Here is a 12211-nt window from a genome sequence, read left to right as displayed (position 1 = left end):
AGACATCGCCAGCGCGCCCCCGCCGCCGACTTCCATCGCGTCGCCGCCGGGCGGGCTCAGCGCACTAGAGACATCGCCAGCGCGCCCCCGCCGCCGACGCTCATCGCCACGACGCCCCTGTCCAAATCCCGGTGTTCCATGGCGTACAGCAGCGTCGTCGTGAGGATGCCGCCGCTGGCACCGATGGGGTGGCCAAGCGCCACGGCGCCGCCGAGCGGGTTGTGTTTCTCCGCGGGGATGTCGAGTTCGTCGGCGACGTACACCATCTGCGCGGCGAAGGCCTCGTTGAGTTCGAAGTGGTCCACGTCCGCGACGCCGATGTCGGCCCGCTCGAAGAGGGCTTCGAGGGCGTCACACACCGCCAGCGAGAACTCGGCGGCGTCGCGGTAGGCGACGGCGTACTCCTCGACGTGGGCCATCGGGCCGACGCCGGCGGCGTTGGCGGCCTCGGCGTCGGCCAGCAACACCGCGCCCGCCCCGTCCGAGAGTTTCGACGCGTTGCCGGCGGTGATGGTCCCGTCCTCGCCGAAGGCCGGCGGCAGCGCCGCGAGGCCCTCCGTCGTCGTCTCGGGGCGGGGTCCCTCGTCCTCCGTGACGAGGTGGTCGCCCACCTCGACCGGCACGATTTCCTGCTCGAAAGCCCCTGATTCGATGGCCTCGCCGGCGCGGTGGTTGCTCCGGCGGGCGTACTCGTCCTGTGCCGCCCGGGAGATGTCGAACCGGTCGGCGATGCGGTCGGTCAGTGTCCCCATGTGGGCGTCGTAGTTCACGTCCCACAGCGCGTCGTAAATCATCGCGTCCACGAGCGTCGTGTTCCCGTGGCGACGGCCCTCGCGCAGCTCCCTGACGAGATAGGGCGCGTTCGACATCGACTCCATCCCGCCGGCCACGGCGACGTCGACCCGACCCGCCTCGATTCGGTCGACGGCGTTCGTAATCGCCCGCAGGCCCGACCCGGAGGCCTCGTTCGTGGTCGTCGCCGGGCAGCTATCGGGCAGGTCGGCGTCGACGACGACCTGTCTGGCGGGCACCTGCCCGACGCCGGCCTGGACGCAGTTGCCCAGACAGACCCAGTCCACGAGGTCGGGGCCGATACCGGTCCGGTCGAGCAGCCCCTCGGTGACCGCGAGGCCGAGGTCCGTCGCCGTCTTCTCGGCCAGCGCCCCCAGGAGGTTTCCGTGTGCAGTTCTCGCGCCGTCCACGACGACCACGTCGGTCATACGCGAACGTGTCGCTGTAGCTACAAATACTGTCGGTCGGTAGCAGCCACTTACTGGTCCTCGCTCGCTCGCCGTAGCTGCTCGATGGCGCTCTCCAGGCGCTGTAACGTCGCGTCCGGGTCCGTGTAGCCGCGGTCGTACTCCTCGTAGGCCGCGTCGGCCTCCGAGAGGAACGCTTCGACTGCGGATTCGAGGTCGTCGGAGTCGTCGCTCATAGCCGAGGTGACGCGCTCACCGCACAAAACCGTCCTCACTTTGCCACGTCGTAGCTCACCGACGCGTCGGTCAGGGCGTCGGTGACGCGACCGATGGTGTCCTGCGTGGCGACGACGACGGCGTCAAGCCCGCGGGAGGCGGCGTCGGCGGCCACCTGGCCCGGCGCGAAGTACGTCGTCGGTTCGACGCCGGCGTCCCGGAGCGCCGAGACCGCTTCGACGCCGGCGGCGGTGACGATAGGCGCCCCCTCGCAGGTCGCCGCGAGGTCCGCACCCGACCCGTCGCCGCCGGTGCGGACCGTCGGGACCTGAACGACGCTGACGCGGCCGGGCTCTAAGTCGATGACCCCCTCGAAGCCGGTGACGCCGACCACCTCGCCCGCGGCCGCGTCGGTCGTGGTCACGCCCGTCGCACCGCCCGCTTCGTGGGGCCCGGCGTGCAACAGCCCGTCCGAGAGCGACAGCGCGACCGTCTCGCCGGCCTCGAAGTCGGCCTCGGCGATGGCGGCGTCCTCCTGGACGCTGCCCAGCACGTCGTCGGTGACGTGGTCGACGAAGCGGCGCACGTCGTTCGCCGACTGGAACACCCAGTCGACGCCCTCCTTGGTCACGCGATAGCGCGAGCGGCCCTCCTTCTCGACGAACCCCTCGTCGACCAGGTCACGGATGTACTCGCTGACGGCCTGACTCGTCACGCCGACGGCCGCCGCGATTTCCCCCTGGCTGACCGCCGGCTGGCGGTCCGCTATCTCGACGAGGATGCGGAACCGCGTCGCGGAGCGTTTGTTCTCCAGGACGTCGACCATGCCCGTGTGTCAGTCGTCCCGACATAAAAAGACAGCCGCCTAAAACGGTGTGTGCGGCGGTCGGGTGTTTTTCAACGGCTACTACCGGTGCGTCATCGGTATGTAGCGCGAGCCCGGACACCACCCCAATGGAACTGACTTACGACGACCGGGCGCTCGTCCTCGGGGAGACGCTCGTCGTCGCGGACTGTCACGTCGGCCGCGGGACGGGCGGGGAACTGGAGTTCCCGGTCGGCTCGGGGACGGAGATGGTCGAACGGTTCCGCGACCTGGTCGAGCGCCACGACCCCGAGGCGGTAGTGCTGGCCGGCGACGTGCTACACTCCTTCCAGACGGTCCCGAGAACGGTCGAAGGCACGGTCGCCGGGCTGAAAGCCGCCTGTCGCGACGCGGCGGCCCGACTCGTCGTCACGCCGGGAAACCACGACACGATGCTCGACGCGGTGTGGGACGGGCCGGTCGAGCGCGAATACCGCGTCGGTGACACCCTGGTCCTGCACGGCCACGAACCGCCGGAGGGCAGCGCCGACCGGTACGTCGTGGGTCACGACCACCCGACCATCGAAATAGAGGGGCAACGCAGACCGTGTTATCTCGTCGGCGAGGGGCAGTACCGGGGCAGCGACGTGGTGATGCTTCCGTCGTTCAACAAGCTAAACGCCGGAGTGCGGGTGAACACGATGTCCGCGAGCGACTTTCAGTCGCCGCTCGTGACCGACGCCGACAGACTGGCCCCGGTGGTGTGGGACGAGCGCGCCCGGGAGCGCCGCGAGTTCCCGCCGCTGGGCGAGTTCCGCCGGATGTTGTAACGGTAGGTATTTGGGCTATCGCGGTGGAACAGCCAGTATGATTCAGACCGGACCGGCCCTCGCGCTCATCGCGACGACACTCGTCTGTCTCGTGTTGCTCTACTTCGCGACCATCAAGTACGTCGGCGACGTGCTACTTGAGGACGACCACGACGAGGAGACCGGCGGCGGCCCCGCGGCCTGAGAGTTACTGCAGCAACTCGGCGGCCACGCGGCCACTCTCCAGTGCGCCCTGAATCGACGACCAGCGGGTGTAGTCCCCGGCCAGGGCGACCGGCCCCTCGGGCGCGTCGGGGTCAGGTAACGACTCGCGAAAGCCCGGTGGCTGTGCGAACTGCGAAAGCGGCACCCGGTCCGTCCGCAGGAGTTCCAGCGCGTCGAAGCCCGCCGAGGGGTACCACGAGGCGAGCGCGTCGTAGACGTCGGCGGCCAGCGCCTCGTCGTCCGCCTCCTGTTCGCCGAGGAAGGTCGCACTGTACAGTTCCATCCCGTCGGGGGCGTACTCGGGGGCGACCGCCGACAGCGGCGCGACGGTGTTTGGCCGGTCGTCGGCCGCGTTGAGTACGATTCGCTTGCCCATACTCGGCGCCTTGCTCGTCGGCAGGGAGAAGTACTGCGTGACACAGCCCAGCGTCTCCGTCGGGATGGTGTCCACGCCGGTGAGGTCGGCGGCCGTCGCCGGGTCCGTCGCGACGACGCAGGCCTCGGCATCGAGGGTCTCCGAGGCCGTCTCGACGGTCACCGCGCCGTTGCCCCTCGTCGCGGCATCGATTCCCTCGACGGGCCGGTCCGTCTCGATGGTCACGCCGGCCGCCCGCGCCCGGTCGGCGAGTTGCGCGGGCATGGCACCCATCCCGTCGGCGGGGACGAATATCTCGCCCTCCGAGAGCATCTTGTAGGTGTACTCGAAAATGGCGCTGTCGGTCCCCAGCGAGCGGTCGAGCGTGATACCACCGTAGAAGGGCGCGGCGAAGCGCTCGACGAAGCGCTTCGAGAACCCCCGCTTCGCGAGGTACTCCGCGATGGACTCGCCGCCGCCGTCGAGCAGTCGCTCCGGGTCTCTCCCGGCGAGTTCGCGCTGGAGGGTGAACACGCGGAGCTTGTCGGCGGTGCGGATATCGCGGTTAAAGACGGTCTGGGGGGCCGCCGTCGGGTTGCGAAGCGGGTCCGAGAGCACGGAGCGGTGGTTCGGGCGGGCGATGGTCGCCCCCGGGGTGAAGGGCCGCGGCGAGAGCGCCTCGACGTCGAGTTCGCGCTCGACGGCGGGATAGGCCGAAAAGAGGACCTGAAAGCCGCGGTCGAAGGTGTAGCCGTCCTCGTGGGCCGTCCGGACCCGGCCACCGACGCCGTCGCTCGCTTCCAGCAGCGTCACGTCCCGTCCCGACTCGGCGAGGTGGCGGGCCGCGACCAGTCCGGCGAGGCCGCCACCGACGACAACGGCGTCTGTCATGGCTCTGCGTTCGGACGGGCGCGCCAAGAGCGTGCTGGAATATACCGCACGACACTTGGGGGTCGGCGCCCCAGAGGCGACCATGCAGACGACAGCGGCAGTCCGTGGCCTCTCCTGTACGGCGTGTGGCGAGTCGGCCGACCCCGGCGTCGAGCGGTGTCCCGACTGCGGGGCCGTCCTGGTCGTCGACTACGACGCCGACGCGGTCGAGTCGGCCGCCGACTGCCACCCGTTCCCGCCCGAGGCGACCGTCTCCATCGACGAAGGGGCGACGCCGCTGGTGGCCGTCCCCGACCTGGCAGCGGAACTCGGCGTCGAGAGCGTCGCCGTCAAGGACGAGGGGCGCAACCCCACGGGGTCGCTCGCCGACCGGGGGTTCGCGCTGGCCGTCGCCGCCGCCGTCGAGCGGGGCGCGGACCGCGTCGGGACCCCATCGACGGGCAACGGCGCCCAGTCGGCGGCGGCCTACGCCGCCCGCGCCGATATCGAGTCGAAGGGCTTCGTCCCGTCGCGGTGTCCGTTCCTGAACAAGGCGATGGTGAACGTCCACGGCGGCGACATGCACGTCGTCGAGGGGCGCTACGCCGACGCTGTCGAGGCGTTCGCGGAGAGCGACGAGGCGTTCGCGTCGGTGGCGCCGGGCCATCCGTTTCGCATCGCCGGCGCGACGGGGCTCGCGCTGGAGTTGCTCGCCGACCGCGAGTGGGCGGCCCCCGACACCGTCGTCCACCCGGCCGGCCACGGCGAGACGGTCGTGGGCCTCCAGCGCGGGTTCGCCCTCGCGGTGGACGCCGGACTCGCCGATGCGGTCCCCCGAATCTACGCCGCCCAGCCCGACGCCTGTGCCCCTATCGCCGCGGCGGCCGCCGACGGCGCGGCCGAACCGGTGCCGGTCGACCACCCCGACACCATCGTCGGGCCGCTGGAGGTGCCCGACCCCGCGGCCGGGACCGCCGCCATCGACGCCATCGACGCGACGGACGGTGACGGCGTCGCGGTCCCCGACAAGGAGATTCTGCAGGCGGCCGTCGACGGCTGCGAACTCGGCCCGGAAATCGGCGCGACCGGCGGTACCGCCGTCGCCGGCGTGCGAGCCCTGGCCGACCGGGACGCCTTCGCCTCCGACGACGAGGTGGTGCTGGTCAACCCCGTCGCCGGCAGCAAGGAGGCCGACCTCCTGCGCTCGCACCTGATGAGCCTGGGGATGTGAGGCGGGGCGGGAACGGACACGTCGGCGGTGCCAACACGTTGGCGGTACCGACTTGTCGCGGGCCCGCGTGCTCGGACCTATGGTCCCCGAGCTACCCGACGACGCCTCCCGACTCGACCGCTACTTCTGGGCCCGCCACGCCAACCCCAGGAGTGGCTGGTCCCGCGTCGCCTCTCTGCCGGTGCTGATGGTCTGCATCTACCGCCGGGACTGGCGCGGGCTGGCGCTGACGCTGTTGTTCGTCCTGTTCAATCCCGTCCTGTTCTCGCCCCCCGAGGACGACAGCGCGTGGATGACGAAAGTCGTCTACGGCGAGCGCCTGTGGACCCAGACGGAGCACGGCCACCGCAGCTATCCAGAGATTCTGAACCTGTGCAACGGGCTGGCCGCGCTGTACGCGCTCTACGCCGCGGTCAGGCGACGGCCCGCCGAGACCGCCCTGGCGACGGCGCTCTCGATGGCCCTGAAGTTCTGGTTCGTCGCCGAGATGGTCCACCTGTACGAGGCCCACGTCGCGGACGACGACCGCAGCGGCTAGCTACTGGCCGGTTGCGGTGCCGGTCGATAGACGCTACGTCGCGTGCTGTTTCGCCAGCGTGTACGCTTCCCGCACGCGCTTGAACTCCTCCTCGTCGCCGCCGTGGTCCGGATGGACCTGCTTGACGCGCGCCCGGTAGGCCGATTTGACTTCCTCCGGGGTCGCGCCCTGGCGCAGCCCCAGTTCGGCGAAGGCCTGTCGCGTGGGGTCGACGGCGGGTTCGGGTTCGGGCTCCGGCCCGATAGAGATGTCGGGCGTCTCGAAGGGCAGCCGTTTCCCGAGGGCTGCGCCCGGCATCTCGTGTTCGACCAGCACCGGGACGGTGGGGGAGCGCTCCAGGCGATAGAACGTTCTGGCGTTGAACGTGATAGCGACGTCCCGCTCCGGGAGGTAGAAGGCGACCTCCTGTCCGTCGACGGGATGGTTCTCGGCGAACTGCTCGTCGATGGCCATCAGGTACTCCCGAATCTCGGCACGACGGCGCTCCTCGCCGCCGTCCCGAACGCCGCGGACCCGGCGCTTGGCGGGAAAGAGCCTGCCGGCGACGAGGAAGAGGCCGGCGACGACCAGACTGCCGGCTACCCCCAGGAGGAGTCCGAACACCAGCCACGCGGGAAGGCCGCCGGGGTCTGCCTGCACGGACTCCGGTTAGGACCCGTCGCGTAAGAAACGTGTGCTTCTAGCGCCACCGGCGTAGCAGGCCCGCCTCACCCGATGTAGCGCAGGTCCTCGTCGGCCGGCGAGGGAGCCGACTGCTCTTCCATCTGCTGTATCTTCCTGACGACCTCCTCCATCTCGTCGGCGCGCTCCTCCAGCGAGTCGTACGCCACGTCGAAGCCGACCACGTCCTGCAGAATCTCCAGCACAGCGCGGGCGCTCTTGGGGTCGACCAGATAGCCGGAGGTCTCGCCCATCAGGCAGGCCGCGGGCAGGTCGCGGCGCTCGCTCAGGCCAAGCAGGAGTCCGGAGACGCCGACGATTCCGCCGGCCGGTTCGTCCTCGCGGAACTCCACGCCGGCCGCTTCGAGGCGGTCGCCGAAGTCGTCGGTCGTCGTCGCGCCGAGCACGTCGTACTCCTCGATGAGTTCGCCCGTCGGGACGCCGCCCAGGGCGTACACCTCCTCGACGCCGAAGTCGGCGCCGATGTCGAGGAAAGTGTCGGTCAGCCCGTAGTGGCCCTCGTTGTCCTGTGCCTGATGGTCGCCGGTGAGCACGAGCATGTCCCGTCCGTCCTCGGGCGTGACGGCGTGGAACTCGGCACACGCGAGCTGGGTGCGGCCGTCCTCGACGCTGACCTGCGGCGGGAAGTGCGTCGAGTACACCCGCCGGACGAGCGCACTGTCGAGCTCCTCGAGCAGGTACTCGGCGGCGAGTTTGCCGACGTGGCCCACGCCCGGCAGCCCCTCGACCAGTACCGGCTCGTCGAGCTCCGGCTCGGCGAGCACGTCGATGTCGAATTCGTCCATACCCCCTACTGGCGGCGTCGCCGCTTAAGAGAACGTCGATACTCGCCGTGGGGGTCCGCCGGGTCGAAGGGTGCAGGGGCGCTGTTGACGGCGGTCGCGCCACAGTCGGGACAGGTCGAAGAAAGCGTGTACACCGGGCGGTCGTGCTCGGCCCGCCAGGCCGAACACACCCGGATGTCCGACTTCATTCGTCGTCTTCGGTCCGGTCGCGGTGGAACTGCGCCGTACCGCCCTCGGCCTCGACGACCGAGCGTGCGCGGGCGGCGCTGTCCTCGAGCGCGCCCTCGGCGGTCTTGTAGTCTGGCGCCTGCACCTGGATGCGGTACTCGGGCGAACCGACGTAGGTGACCTCGAGTTCTATCTCCTCGGGCACCTCGCCGTTGCCCTCGGCGGCCTTGAGAGCGTCTTTGATGACGTCGACGCCCGTACTGTCGGGACAGGTCAGGTCGACGTAGCCGGTGACGTTGACGTAGGGCACCGAGACGTTCGAGCGGGCCGTCTCGACGATGGCCGCTATCTCGTCCTCGTCGAGGTCGGTGTCTTCGAGCGCCGGTTCGCCGTGGATGGCGGCGGCCTCGAAGCCGTCGTACAGGGAGCCAAACTCCGAGAGCAGGGCGTTGGCGATGGAGCTGTAGGTCTCGTCGTCGACCTCCTCGCCGAAGGCGATCTCCATCCAGTTGTCGGCCTTCTGCTCGTTTTTCCACTCCTGTATCTTCTCCTTGCGCTGGTGGTCGTTGACGTCCTTGATGGAGAGGTCTATCTGCTGGGCGCTCTCGTCGACGTCTAGGACCTTGGCGACGACCGTCTGGCCGGTGTTGACGTGGTCGCGGACGTTCTTTATCCAGCCACTCGCCACCTCGGAGATGTGACAGAGGCCACGCTTGCCCTCGTACTCCTCTAGGTCGACGAAGACGCCGAAGTCCTCGATTTCGTCGACCTTGCCGACGACGAGTTCGCTCGGTTCCGGCCAGCCGCTGTATTTCATGTTACCGGGCCTCGACGACGGCGGTCACTTCGCCCTCGATGTCGGCCTTGCCGCCGGTGGGGCGGGCGAGCGTGTGGCCACAGACGGCGCAGGCGACCTCGCTCGCGGCCTTCTCGAAGAGGGTCTGTTCGTTCTCGCAGTCCGGACAGGCGACGGTGACGAAACTACCTGCCATGGTTACTCCTGGAACTCCAGTCGGCCGGCGCGCCATCCCTCGCGGAGGTGGGCCTTCCCACAGTCCGAGCAGATGTACTTCAGGTCGGTCTTCTTCGTGGGCTTGTCCCCACCGGGGACCTTCGAGAACTTACCCTTGTTCCCGATACCGGTCCCGCGCCGCTTGCGCTGGCGGTCGTTGACCTTCTTCATGCCCGAGGAGCGGCCCGAGCGGACCTTCTCGACCTCGTGTTCGTTGTGCTCGTTACAGTGCGGACAGTACGTGTTGAAACGTCGCGGCATCTCCATAGATATCGACCTTACGGCGTCGTTTGCCTTGCCCGCTTAAAACCCCGACGGTTCGAGTTCCCTGACTGGCGGTCGGGTCCCGTCCGGCGATACACCACCCGTCCCTCGCTGCGTCCACAGCCGTCGCTCGTGAGTGTTAGAGAGACGGGGTAGGTCGGGCAGCGGGTACCCGCAGTTTGACCCGCGGGCTGAAAGGTGCCGCCGGACCGTGCCGTCTGCGTGGTGCTCTCGGCTCCCGACGTAAAGCCCCTCCGGTCGCCGCGGCGGCCGAGCCCACACGGCCAGGGGCTCCTTCGAAGTCACTAAGTACGCCGTTTGCCAAGCGATGGGTATGAAGAAGCTCATCATCCACGGCGACCCCGGCCTCCGGAAGGGCGGCCGCATCGAGTACGACGGCGAGGAGTACGAGGTGTTCGCCGTCGCCCGCCAGGGCGACTGGCACGGCCCCGACCGCGTCCAGCTGTGGTGTACCATCGGTCACGAGGACGAAGAGGAGACCTTCCGGACCCAGGAGTACGTCCCGATGCATCTCGACACCGACGACGTCGACGCCGAGGCCGTCACCGTCCTGCGCGAGCGGGCCCAGGCCTGAGACGGACTGTTGTACTGCAGCGTTTGCACCGCCCCGGAGACAATCTGCGATAATCGCTGTGACGCCGGCTGCGAGCGACGACCGGCCGGGACCTAGCTTTCTCCGAGCGCGCTCTGGTTCACGCGGTAGACGATGACCTCGCCCGAGCGGTGGACCTCCGTCACGCCGTCGAGCCGGTTGACCGTGATGGGGCCGTGGCGAACGCGTTCCGCCGGGCCGTTGTAGATGTACCTGACGTCGTATTTCTGTAGCAGCTCCCGCTGCTGGGCGGGGTCGCCGCGATAGATGGCGTTGACGTCGTTGACGCGGCCGTAGTAGACGCTGTTGTTGCGGTACTGGGCCTCGTGGTACCAGCCGGCCACCGTCGGAATCCCCGTCAGGCTCGACGGGGCGCTCGCGCCTTTGCCCTCGTCGGGCACCCAGTAGTAGCCCGCTGGCGCCGCGGTGACGATGTTCGGCTGACCGTCTATCTCGCGGTCCAGCCAGCGGATGGCCTCGGCCTCCTCGGGGTGGGAGTCGTTCAGGTAGGCGGTCCCGTCGAGGGTCGGCTCCCCTGCGCGGCCGACGTGGTTCGGCAGCGCGACGGCGGCGTACACCGACGTCGAACAGACCAGCAGGACGACGAACACCGTCGTCCCGTTCCGGACGAGCGTGCGACTCGTCTCGCCGTCCGGACGCCACCGCGTCAGCAGCCACGCGAGTATCGGCCCGACGGCGGCGGCCCACAGCACCCACACCTGCATGTACGTCTTGAACACCGTGTTCATCCGCCCGACGTTCTCCTTGATGAAGACGAACTCCACCAGGATGACCAGCCCGGCACCGGCCACCAGCAACACCGTCTCGAACCCGACGGAGCGCTCGCCGCCGTCGGCCAGCGCCGGGAGCGGACCCGAGGTCTGTCGGCCCGTCGGCGAGCGGGCGAACAGCCACGCGCCGAGAAGCAGCGGGAGCACGAGGCCGACGGCGGCCAGGTCGATTACGGCGCCGACCGCGACGGTGCCGAGAAAGCCCAGCCCGACGAGGCGGGTCTGTCTCCGTTCGAGTACTCGACCGACCTGCGCGTACAGGTACAGTGCGAAGGGAATCAGGAACAGTCCGTGGATGCCGACGAGTTCCGCGATGCTGCTTCGGTCGGGGAGGTACGTCACCTCGCGGCCGCTGCCGACGCCGAACCAGAAGGGAAGCGACCAGAGCAGGCCCAGCCCGACGACGCCGACGGCGACACCGACTGCGAGTCCGATGCGAGAACCCTCGCCGGCCGCGCCCTCTCTGGGGATAGGGTCACGGAGCGACGCCGGGACCAGCGACCGCGGGCTGGCCGGCGCCATGGCGACGGTCACCATGGCGAGCCCGGCGATAGACGGGAACGACCACGTGTTCGTCACCGCCATGAGCCCGGCGACGGCCGGGAGCGCACCGAACAGGAGCGCCAGCCGCCGTCGGCGTTCCTCGGCCGGTGTCTGGTAGTAGCTGAAACACAGCGCCGCGGCAAGGACCAGAAAGCCCGTGCTCATCATGTGGGCGTGGAGGTCCCCGTTGAGCCAGGCGAACAGCGGGAACTCGTTGACGCTGTACCCGCGTGCGGGCGTGTACGTGGCGAAGTCGTTCGGGTCGTCCGTGATGACGCGGCTGGCGTCCCAGAAGTAGAACTCGCCGGGGCCGTTGGCGAGGCCCTTCAGTTCGTAGCCGAAGGCGCCGGCCAGCGACCGGTCGAGCCCGTCGGGCAGTATCCAGAACAGCGCGCGGGCCGGCGTCGTGAGGTTGCTCGCGACGCCGACGAAAAACGCCGACAGCCCAGCGGCGAGTCGGCGGGGCACGTCCCGGGCCGCCGCGACGGCCCCGGCCAGCCCGTAGACGCCGGTCACCAGCGTCGCGTAGAAGCCAGCCAGCGCGAGGTTGTAGGCGTACGGGCCGGCCGTGCCCGAAAGCCGGGTGAGAATCGCCGTCAGCAGGTGGCCGCCGTAGTAGTAGGCGACGGGTTCGCCCGCGAACCACATGTCCTCCGGCGGGAGGCTGTCGGCCCGCAGCAGCGACTGGACCAGCCCGAAATCGAGGAACTTCTCGCCCGCGAGCGGCGAGATGGACGGGTCGAGCGCCCGGACCCACACCAGGAACAGGAAGGCGACGGCGAAGACGGCGGCGACCTCGCCGAACGACCGGCGGTCGACCGGCCCGCGGCGATAGGCGACCGCGAGGGCGGCGCCGACGAGGGCGACCATCCCGAGCCAGATGCCGGCCGTAATCGACACCCGGCCGACGAAATACGTGAACAGCCACAGGATACCCAGTGCGACCGGCAGCCCGAACGCGACGCCGCGTTCGGCGAAACGAGGAAAGAGCGCCGACGCAATCGTCGCACCGACGTAGGTCAAGAGGAGATAGAGAGCGAGCCAGATGACAACGAAACCGTACTCCATCAACGGGTAAGAGTCGTGTGGACCACTATACCTTTTTT

16 protein-coding genes are annotated in these 12211 nt (G+C 69.2%); 5 read left to right on the top strand and 11 right to left on the bottom strand.

Features of this window, described 5'->3' with window-relative positions:
* Positions 1 to 56 precede the first annotated feature (56 nt).
* Genes NDI86_RS05535 through NDI86_RS05525 form a run of 3 tightly spaced genes read right to left on the bottom strand, consistent with a single transcriptional unit; the run spans position 57 to position 2241 of the window.
* The gene (locus NDI86_RS05535; protein WP_310899406.1) at positions 57 to 1220 is read right to left on the bottom strand and encodes a thiolase family protein; all 1164 of its coding nucleotides are present in this window, start codon (positions 1218 to 1220) and stop codon (positions 57 to 59) included.
* A gap of 50 nt (positions 1221 to 1270) precedes the next feature.
* The gene (locus NDI86_RS05530; RefSeq protein WP_310899405.1) at positions 1271 to 1435 is read right to left on the bottom strand and encodes a hypothetical protein; all 165 of its coding nucleotides are present in this window, start codon (positions 1433 to 1435) and stop codon (positions 1271 to 1273) included.
* A gap of 35 nt (positions 1436 to 1470) precedes the next feature.
* Positions 1471 to 2241: a DUF7839 domain-containing protein gene (locus NDI86_RS05525; protein ID WP_310899404.1), complete on the bottom strand. Its 771-nt coding sequence runs from the start codon at positions 2239 to 2241 to the stop codon at positions 1471 to 1473.
* A 128-nt stretch (positions 2242 to 2369) separates the two neighbouring features.
* On the opposite strand from NDI86_RS05525, the gene NDI86_RS05520 reads away from it, so the two are divergent.
* Positions 2370 to 3050 carry a metallophosphoesterase gene (locus tag NDI86_RS05520; RefSeq protein ID WP_310899403.1) on the top strand — a complete coding sequence of 227 codons (681 nt, stop codon included), beginning with the start codon at positions 2370 to 2372 and terminating at the stop codon, positions 3048 to 3050.
* 37 nt (positions 3051 to 3087) lie between these two features.
* The gene (locus NDI86_RS05515; protein ID WP_310899402.1) at positions 3088 to 3234 is read left to right on the top strand and encodes a hypothetical protein; all 147 of its coding nucleotides are present in this window, start codon (positions 3088 to 3090) and stop codon (positions 3232 to 3234) included.
* A 3-nt stretch (positions 3235 to 3237) separates the two neighbouring features.
* Here the strand turns inward: NDI86_RS05515 and NDI86_RS05510 are convergent, their stop codons facing one another.
* Complete coding sequence (locus NDI86_RS05510; protein ID WP_310899401.1) at positions 3238 to 4500, bottom strand: NAD(P)/FAD-dependent oxidoreductase; 1263 nt, start codon at positions 4498 to 4500, stop codon at positions 3238 to 3240.
* Positions 4501 to 4582: 82 nt separating this feature from the next.
* On the opposite strand from NDI86_RS05510, the gene NDI86_RS05505 reads away from it, so the two are divergent.
* Positions 4583 to 5710, top strand: coding sequence for a pyridoxal-phosphate dependent enzyme (locus NDI86_RS05505; protein WP_310899400.1), 1128 nt, complete (start codon positions 4583 to 4585; stop codon positions 5708 to 5710).
* Between the two features lie 79 nt (positions 5711 to 5789).
* Positions 5790 to 6248 (top strand): DUF6653 family protein, encoded by a 459-nt coding sequence (locus tag NDI86_RS05500; protein ID WP_310899399.1) that lies wholly within the window; start codon positions 5790 to 5792, stop codon positions 6246 to 6248.
* Between the two features lie 33 nt (positions 6249 to 6281).
* On the opposite strand, the gene NDI86_RS05495 is transcribed toward NDI86_RS05500, so the two are convergent.
* The 6 genes from NDI86_RS05495 to NDI86_RS05470 form a co-directional block, all read right to left on the bottom strand.
* Complete coding sequence (locus NDI86_RS05495) at positions 6282 to 6887, bottom strand: J domain-containing protein (protein ID WP_310899398.1); 606 nt, start codon at positions 6885 to 6887, stop codon at positions 6282 to 6284.
* Positions 6888 to 6955: 68 nt separating this feature from the next.
* On the bottom strand, positions 6956 to 7714 hold the full coding sequence (locus NDI86_RS05490) for a proteasome assembly chaperone family protein (RefSeq protein ID WP_310899397.1): 759 nt from the start codon (positions 7712 to 7714) through the stop codon (positions 6956 to 6958).
* A 5-nt stretch (positions 7715 to 7719) separates the two neighbouring features.
* Positions 7720 to 7902, bottom strand: coding sequence for an RNA-protein complex protein Nop10 (locus NDI86_RS05485; protein ID WP_310899396.1), 183 nt, complete (start codon positions 7900 to 7902; stop codon positions 7720 to 7722).
* On the bottom strand, positions 7899 to 8699 hold the full coding sequence (locus NDI86_RS05480; RefSeq protein WP_310899395.1) for a translation initiation factor IF-2 subunit alpha: 801 nt from the start codon (positions 8697 to 8699) through the stop codon (positions 7899 to 7901). Before NDI86_RS05480 ends, NDI86_RS05485 begins: the two co-directional genes overlap by 4 nt.
* Position 8700: 1 nt before the next feature.
* Entirely contained in the window at positions 8701 to 8874 is a 174-nt protein-coding gene (locus NDI86_RS05475) for a 30S ribosomal protein S27e (protein ID WP_310899394.1), read from the bottom strand.
* Between the two features lie 2 nt (positions 8875 to 8876).
* Positions 8877 to 9161, bottom strand: coding sequence for a 50S ribosomal protein L44e (locus NDI86_RS05470; RefSeq protein WP_220587082.1), 285 nt, complete (start codon positions 9159 to 9161; stop codon positions 8877 to 8879).
* A gap of 331 nt (positions 9162 to 9492) precedes the next feature.
* Here NDI86_RS05470 and NDI86_RS05465 point away from each other — a divergent pair, with 331 nt between their 5' ends.
* Complete coding sequence (locus NDI86_RS05465; RefSeq protein ID WP_310899393.1) at positions 9493 to 9753, top strand: HAH_0734 family protein; 261 nt, start codon at positions 9493 to 9495, stop codon at positions 9751 to 9753.
* Positions 9754 to 9845: 92 nt separating this feature from the next.
* Here NDI86_RS05465 and NDI86_RS05460 read toward each other — a convergent pair whose 3' ends face one another.
* Positions 9846 to 12173, bottom strand: a complete 2328-nt coding sequence (locus NDI86_RS05460; RefSeq protein WP_310899392.1) for a DUF2298 domain-containing protein — start codon at positions 12171 to 12173, stop codon at positions 9846 to 9848.
* Between the last annotated feature and the right edge of the window lie 38 nt (positions 12174 to 12211).

Source organism: Haloarcula onubensis (assembly GCF_031624605.1).
In the GTDB taxonomy this organism is placed as follows: Archaea; Halobacteriota; Halobacteria; order Halobacteriales; family Haloarculaceae; genus Haloarcula; species Haloarcula onubensis.
Note: the sequence above shows the minus strand (reverse complement) of the source record. Positions and strands in the feature narration are given on the sequence as shown.

What these genes read in the sequence shown, in the direction of transcription:
- NDI86_RS05535 (WP_310899406.1), bottom strand. Translation starts at nt 1,220, where the DNA reads ATGACCGACGTGGTCGTCGTGGACGGCGCGAGAACTGCACACGGAAAC.
- NDI86_RS05530 (WP_310899405.1), bottom strand. Translation starts at nt 1,435, where the DNA reads ATGAGCGACGACTCCGACGACCTCGAATCCGCAGTCGAAGCGTTCCTC.
- NDI86_RS05525 (WP_310899404.1), bottom strand. Translation starts at nt 2,241, where the DNA reads ATGGTCGACGTCCTGGAGAACAAACGCTCCGCGACGCGGTTCCGCATC.
- NDI86_RS05520 (WP_310899403.1), top strand. Translation starts at nt 2,370, where the DNA reads ATGGAACTGACTTACGACGACCGGGCGCTCGTCCTCGGGGAGACGCTC.
- NDI86_RS05515 (WP_310899402.1), top strand. Translation starts at nt 3,088, where the DNA reads ATGATTCAGACCGGACCGGCCCTCGCGCTCATCGCGACGACACTCGTC.
- NDI86_RS05510 (WP_310899401.1), bottom strand. Translation starts at nt 4,500, where the DNA reads ATGACAGACGCCGTTGTCGTCGGTGGCGGCCTCGCCGGACTGGTCGCG.
- NDI86_RS05505 (WP_310899400.1), top strand. Translation starts at nt 4,583, where the DNA reads ATGCAGACGACAGCGGCAGTCCGTGGCCTCTCCTGTACGGCGTGTGGC.
- NDI86_RS05500 (WP_310899399.1), top strand. Translation starts at nt 5,790, where the DNA reads ATGGTCCCCGAGCTACCCGACGACGCCTCCCGACTCGACCGCTACTTC.
- NDI86_RS05490 (WP_310899397.1), bottom strand. Translation starts at nt 7,714, where the DNA reads ATGGACGAATTCGACATCGACGTGCTCGCCGAGCCGGAGCTCGACGAG.
- NDI86_RS05485 (WP_310899396.1), bottom strand. Translation starts at nt 7,902, where the DNA reads ATGAAGTCGGACATCCGGGTGTGTTCGGCCTGGCGGGCCGAGCACGAC.
- NDI86_RS05480 (WP_310899395.1), bottom strand. Translation starts at nt 8,699, where the DNA reads ATGAAATACAGCGGCTGGCCGGAACCGAGCGAACTCGTCGTCGGCAAG.
- NDI86_RS05475 (WP_310899394.1), bottom strand. Translation starts at nt 8,874, where the DNA reads ATGGCAGGTAGTTTCGTCACCGTCGCCTGTCCGGACTGCGAGAACGAA.
- NDI86_RS05470 (WP_220587082.1), bottom strand. Translation starts at nt 9,161, where the DNA reads ATGGAGATGCCGCGACGTTTCAACACGTACTGTCCGCACTGTAACGAG.
- NDI86_RS05465 (WP_310899393.1), top strand. Translation starts at nt 9,493, where the DNA reads ATGAAGAAGCTCATCATCCACGGCGACCCCGGCCTCCGGAAGGGCGGC.
- NDI86_RS05460 (WP_310899392.1), bottom strand. Translation starts at nt 12,173, where the DNA reads ATGGAGTACGGTTTCGTTGTCATCTGGCTCGCTCTCTATCTCCTCTTG.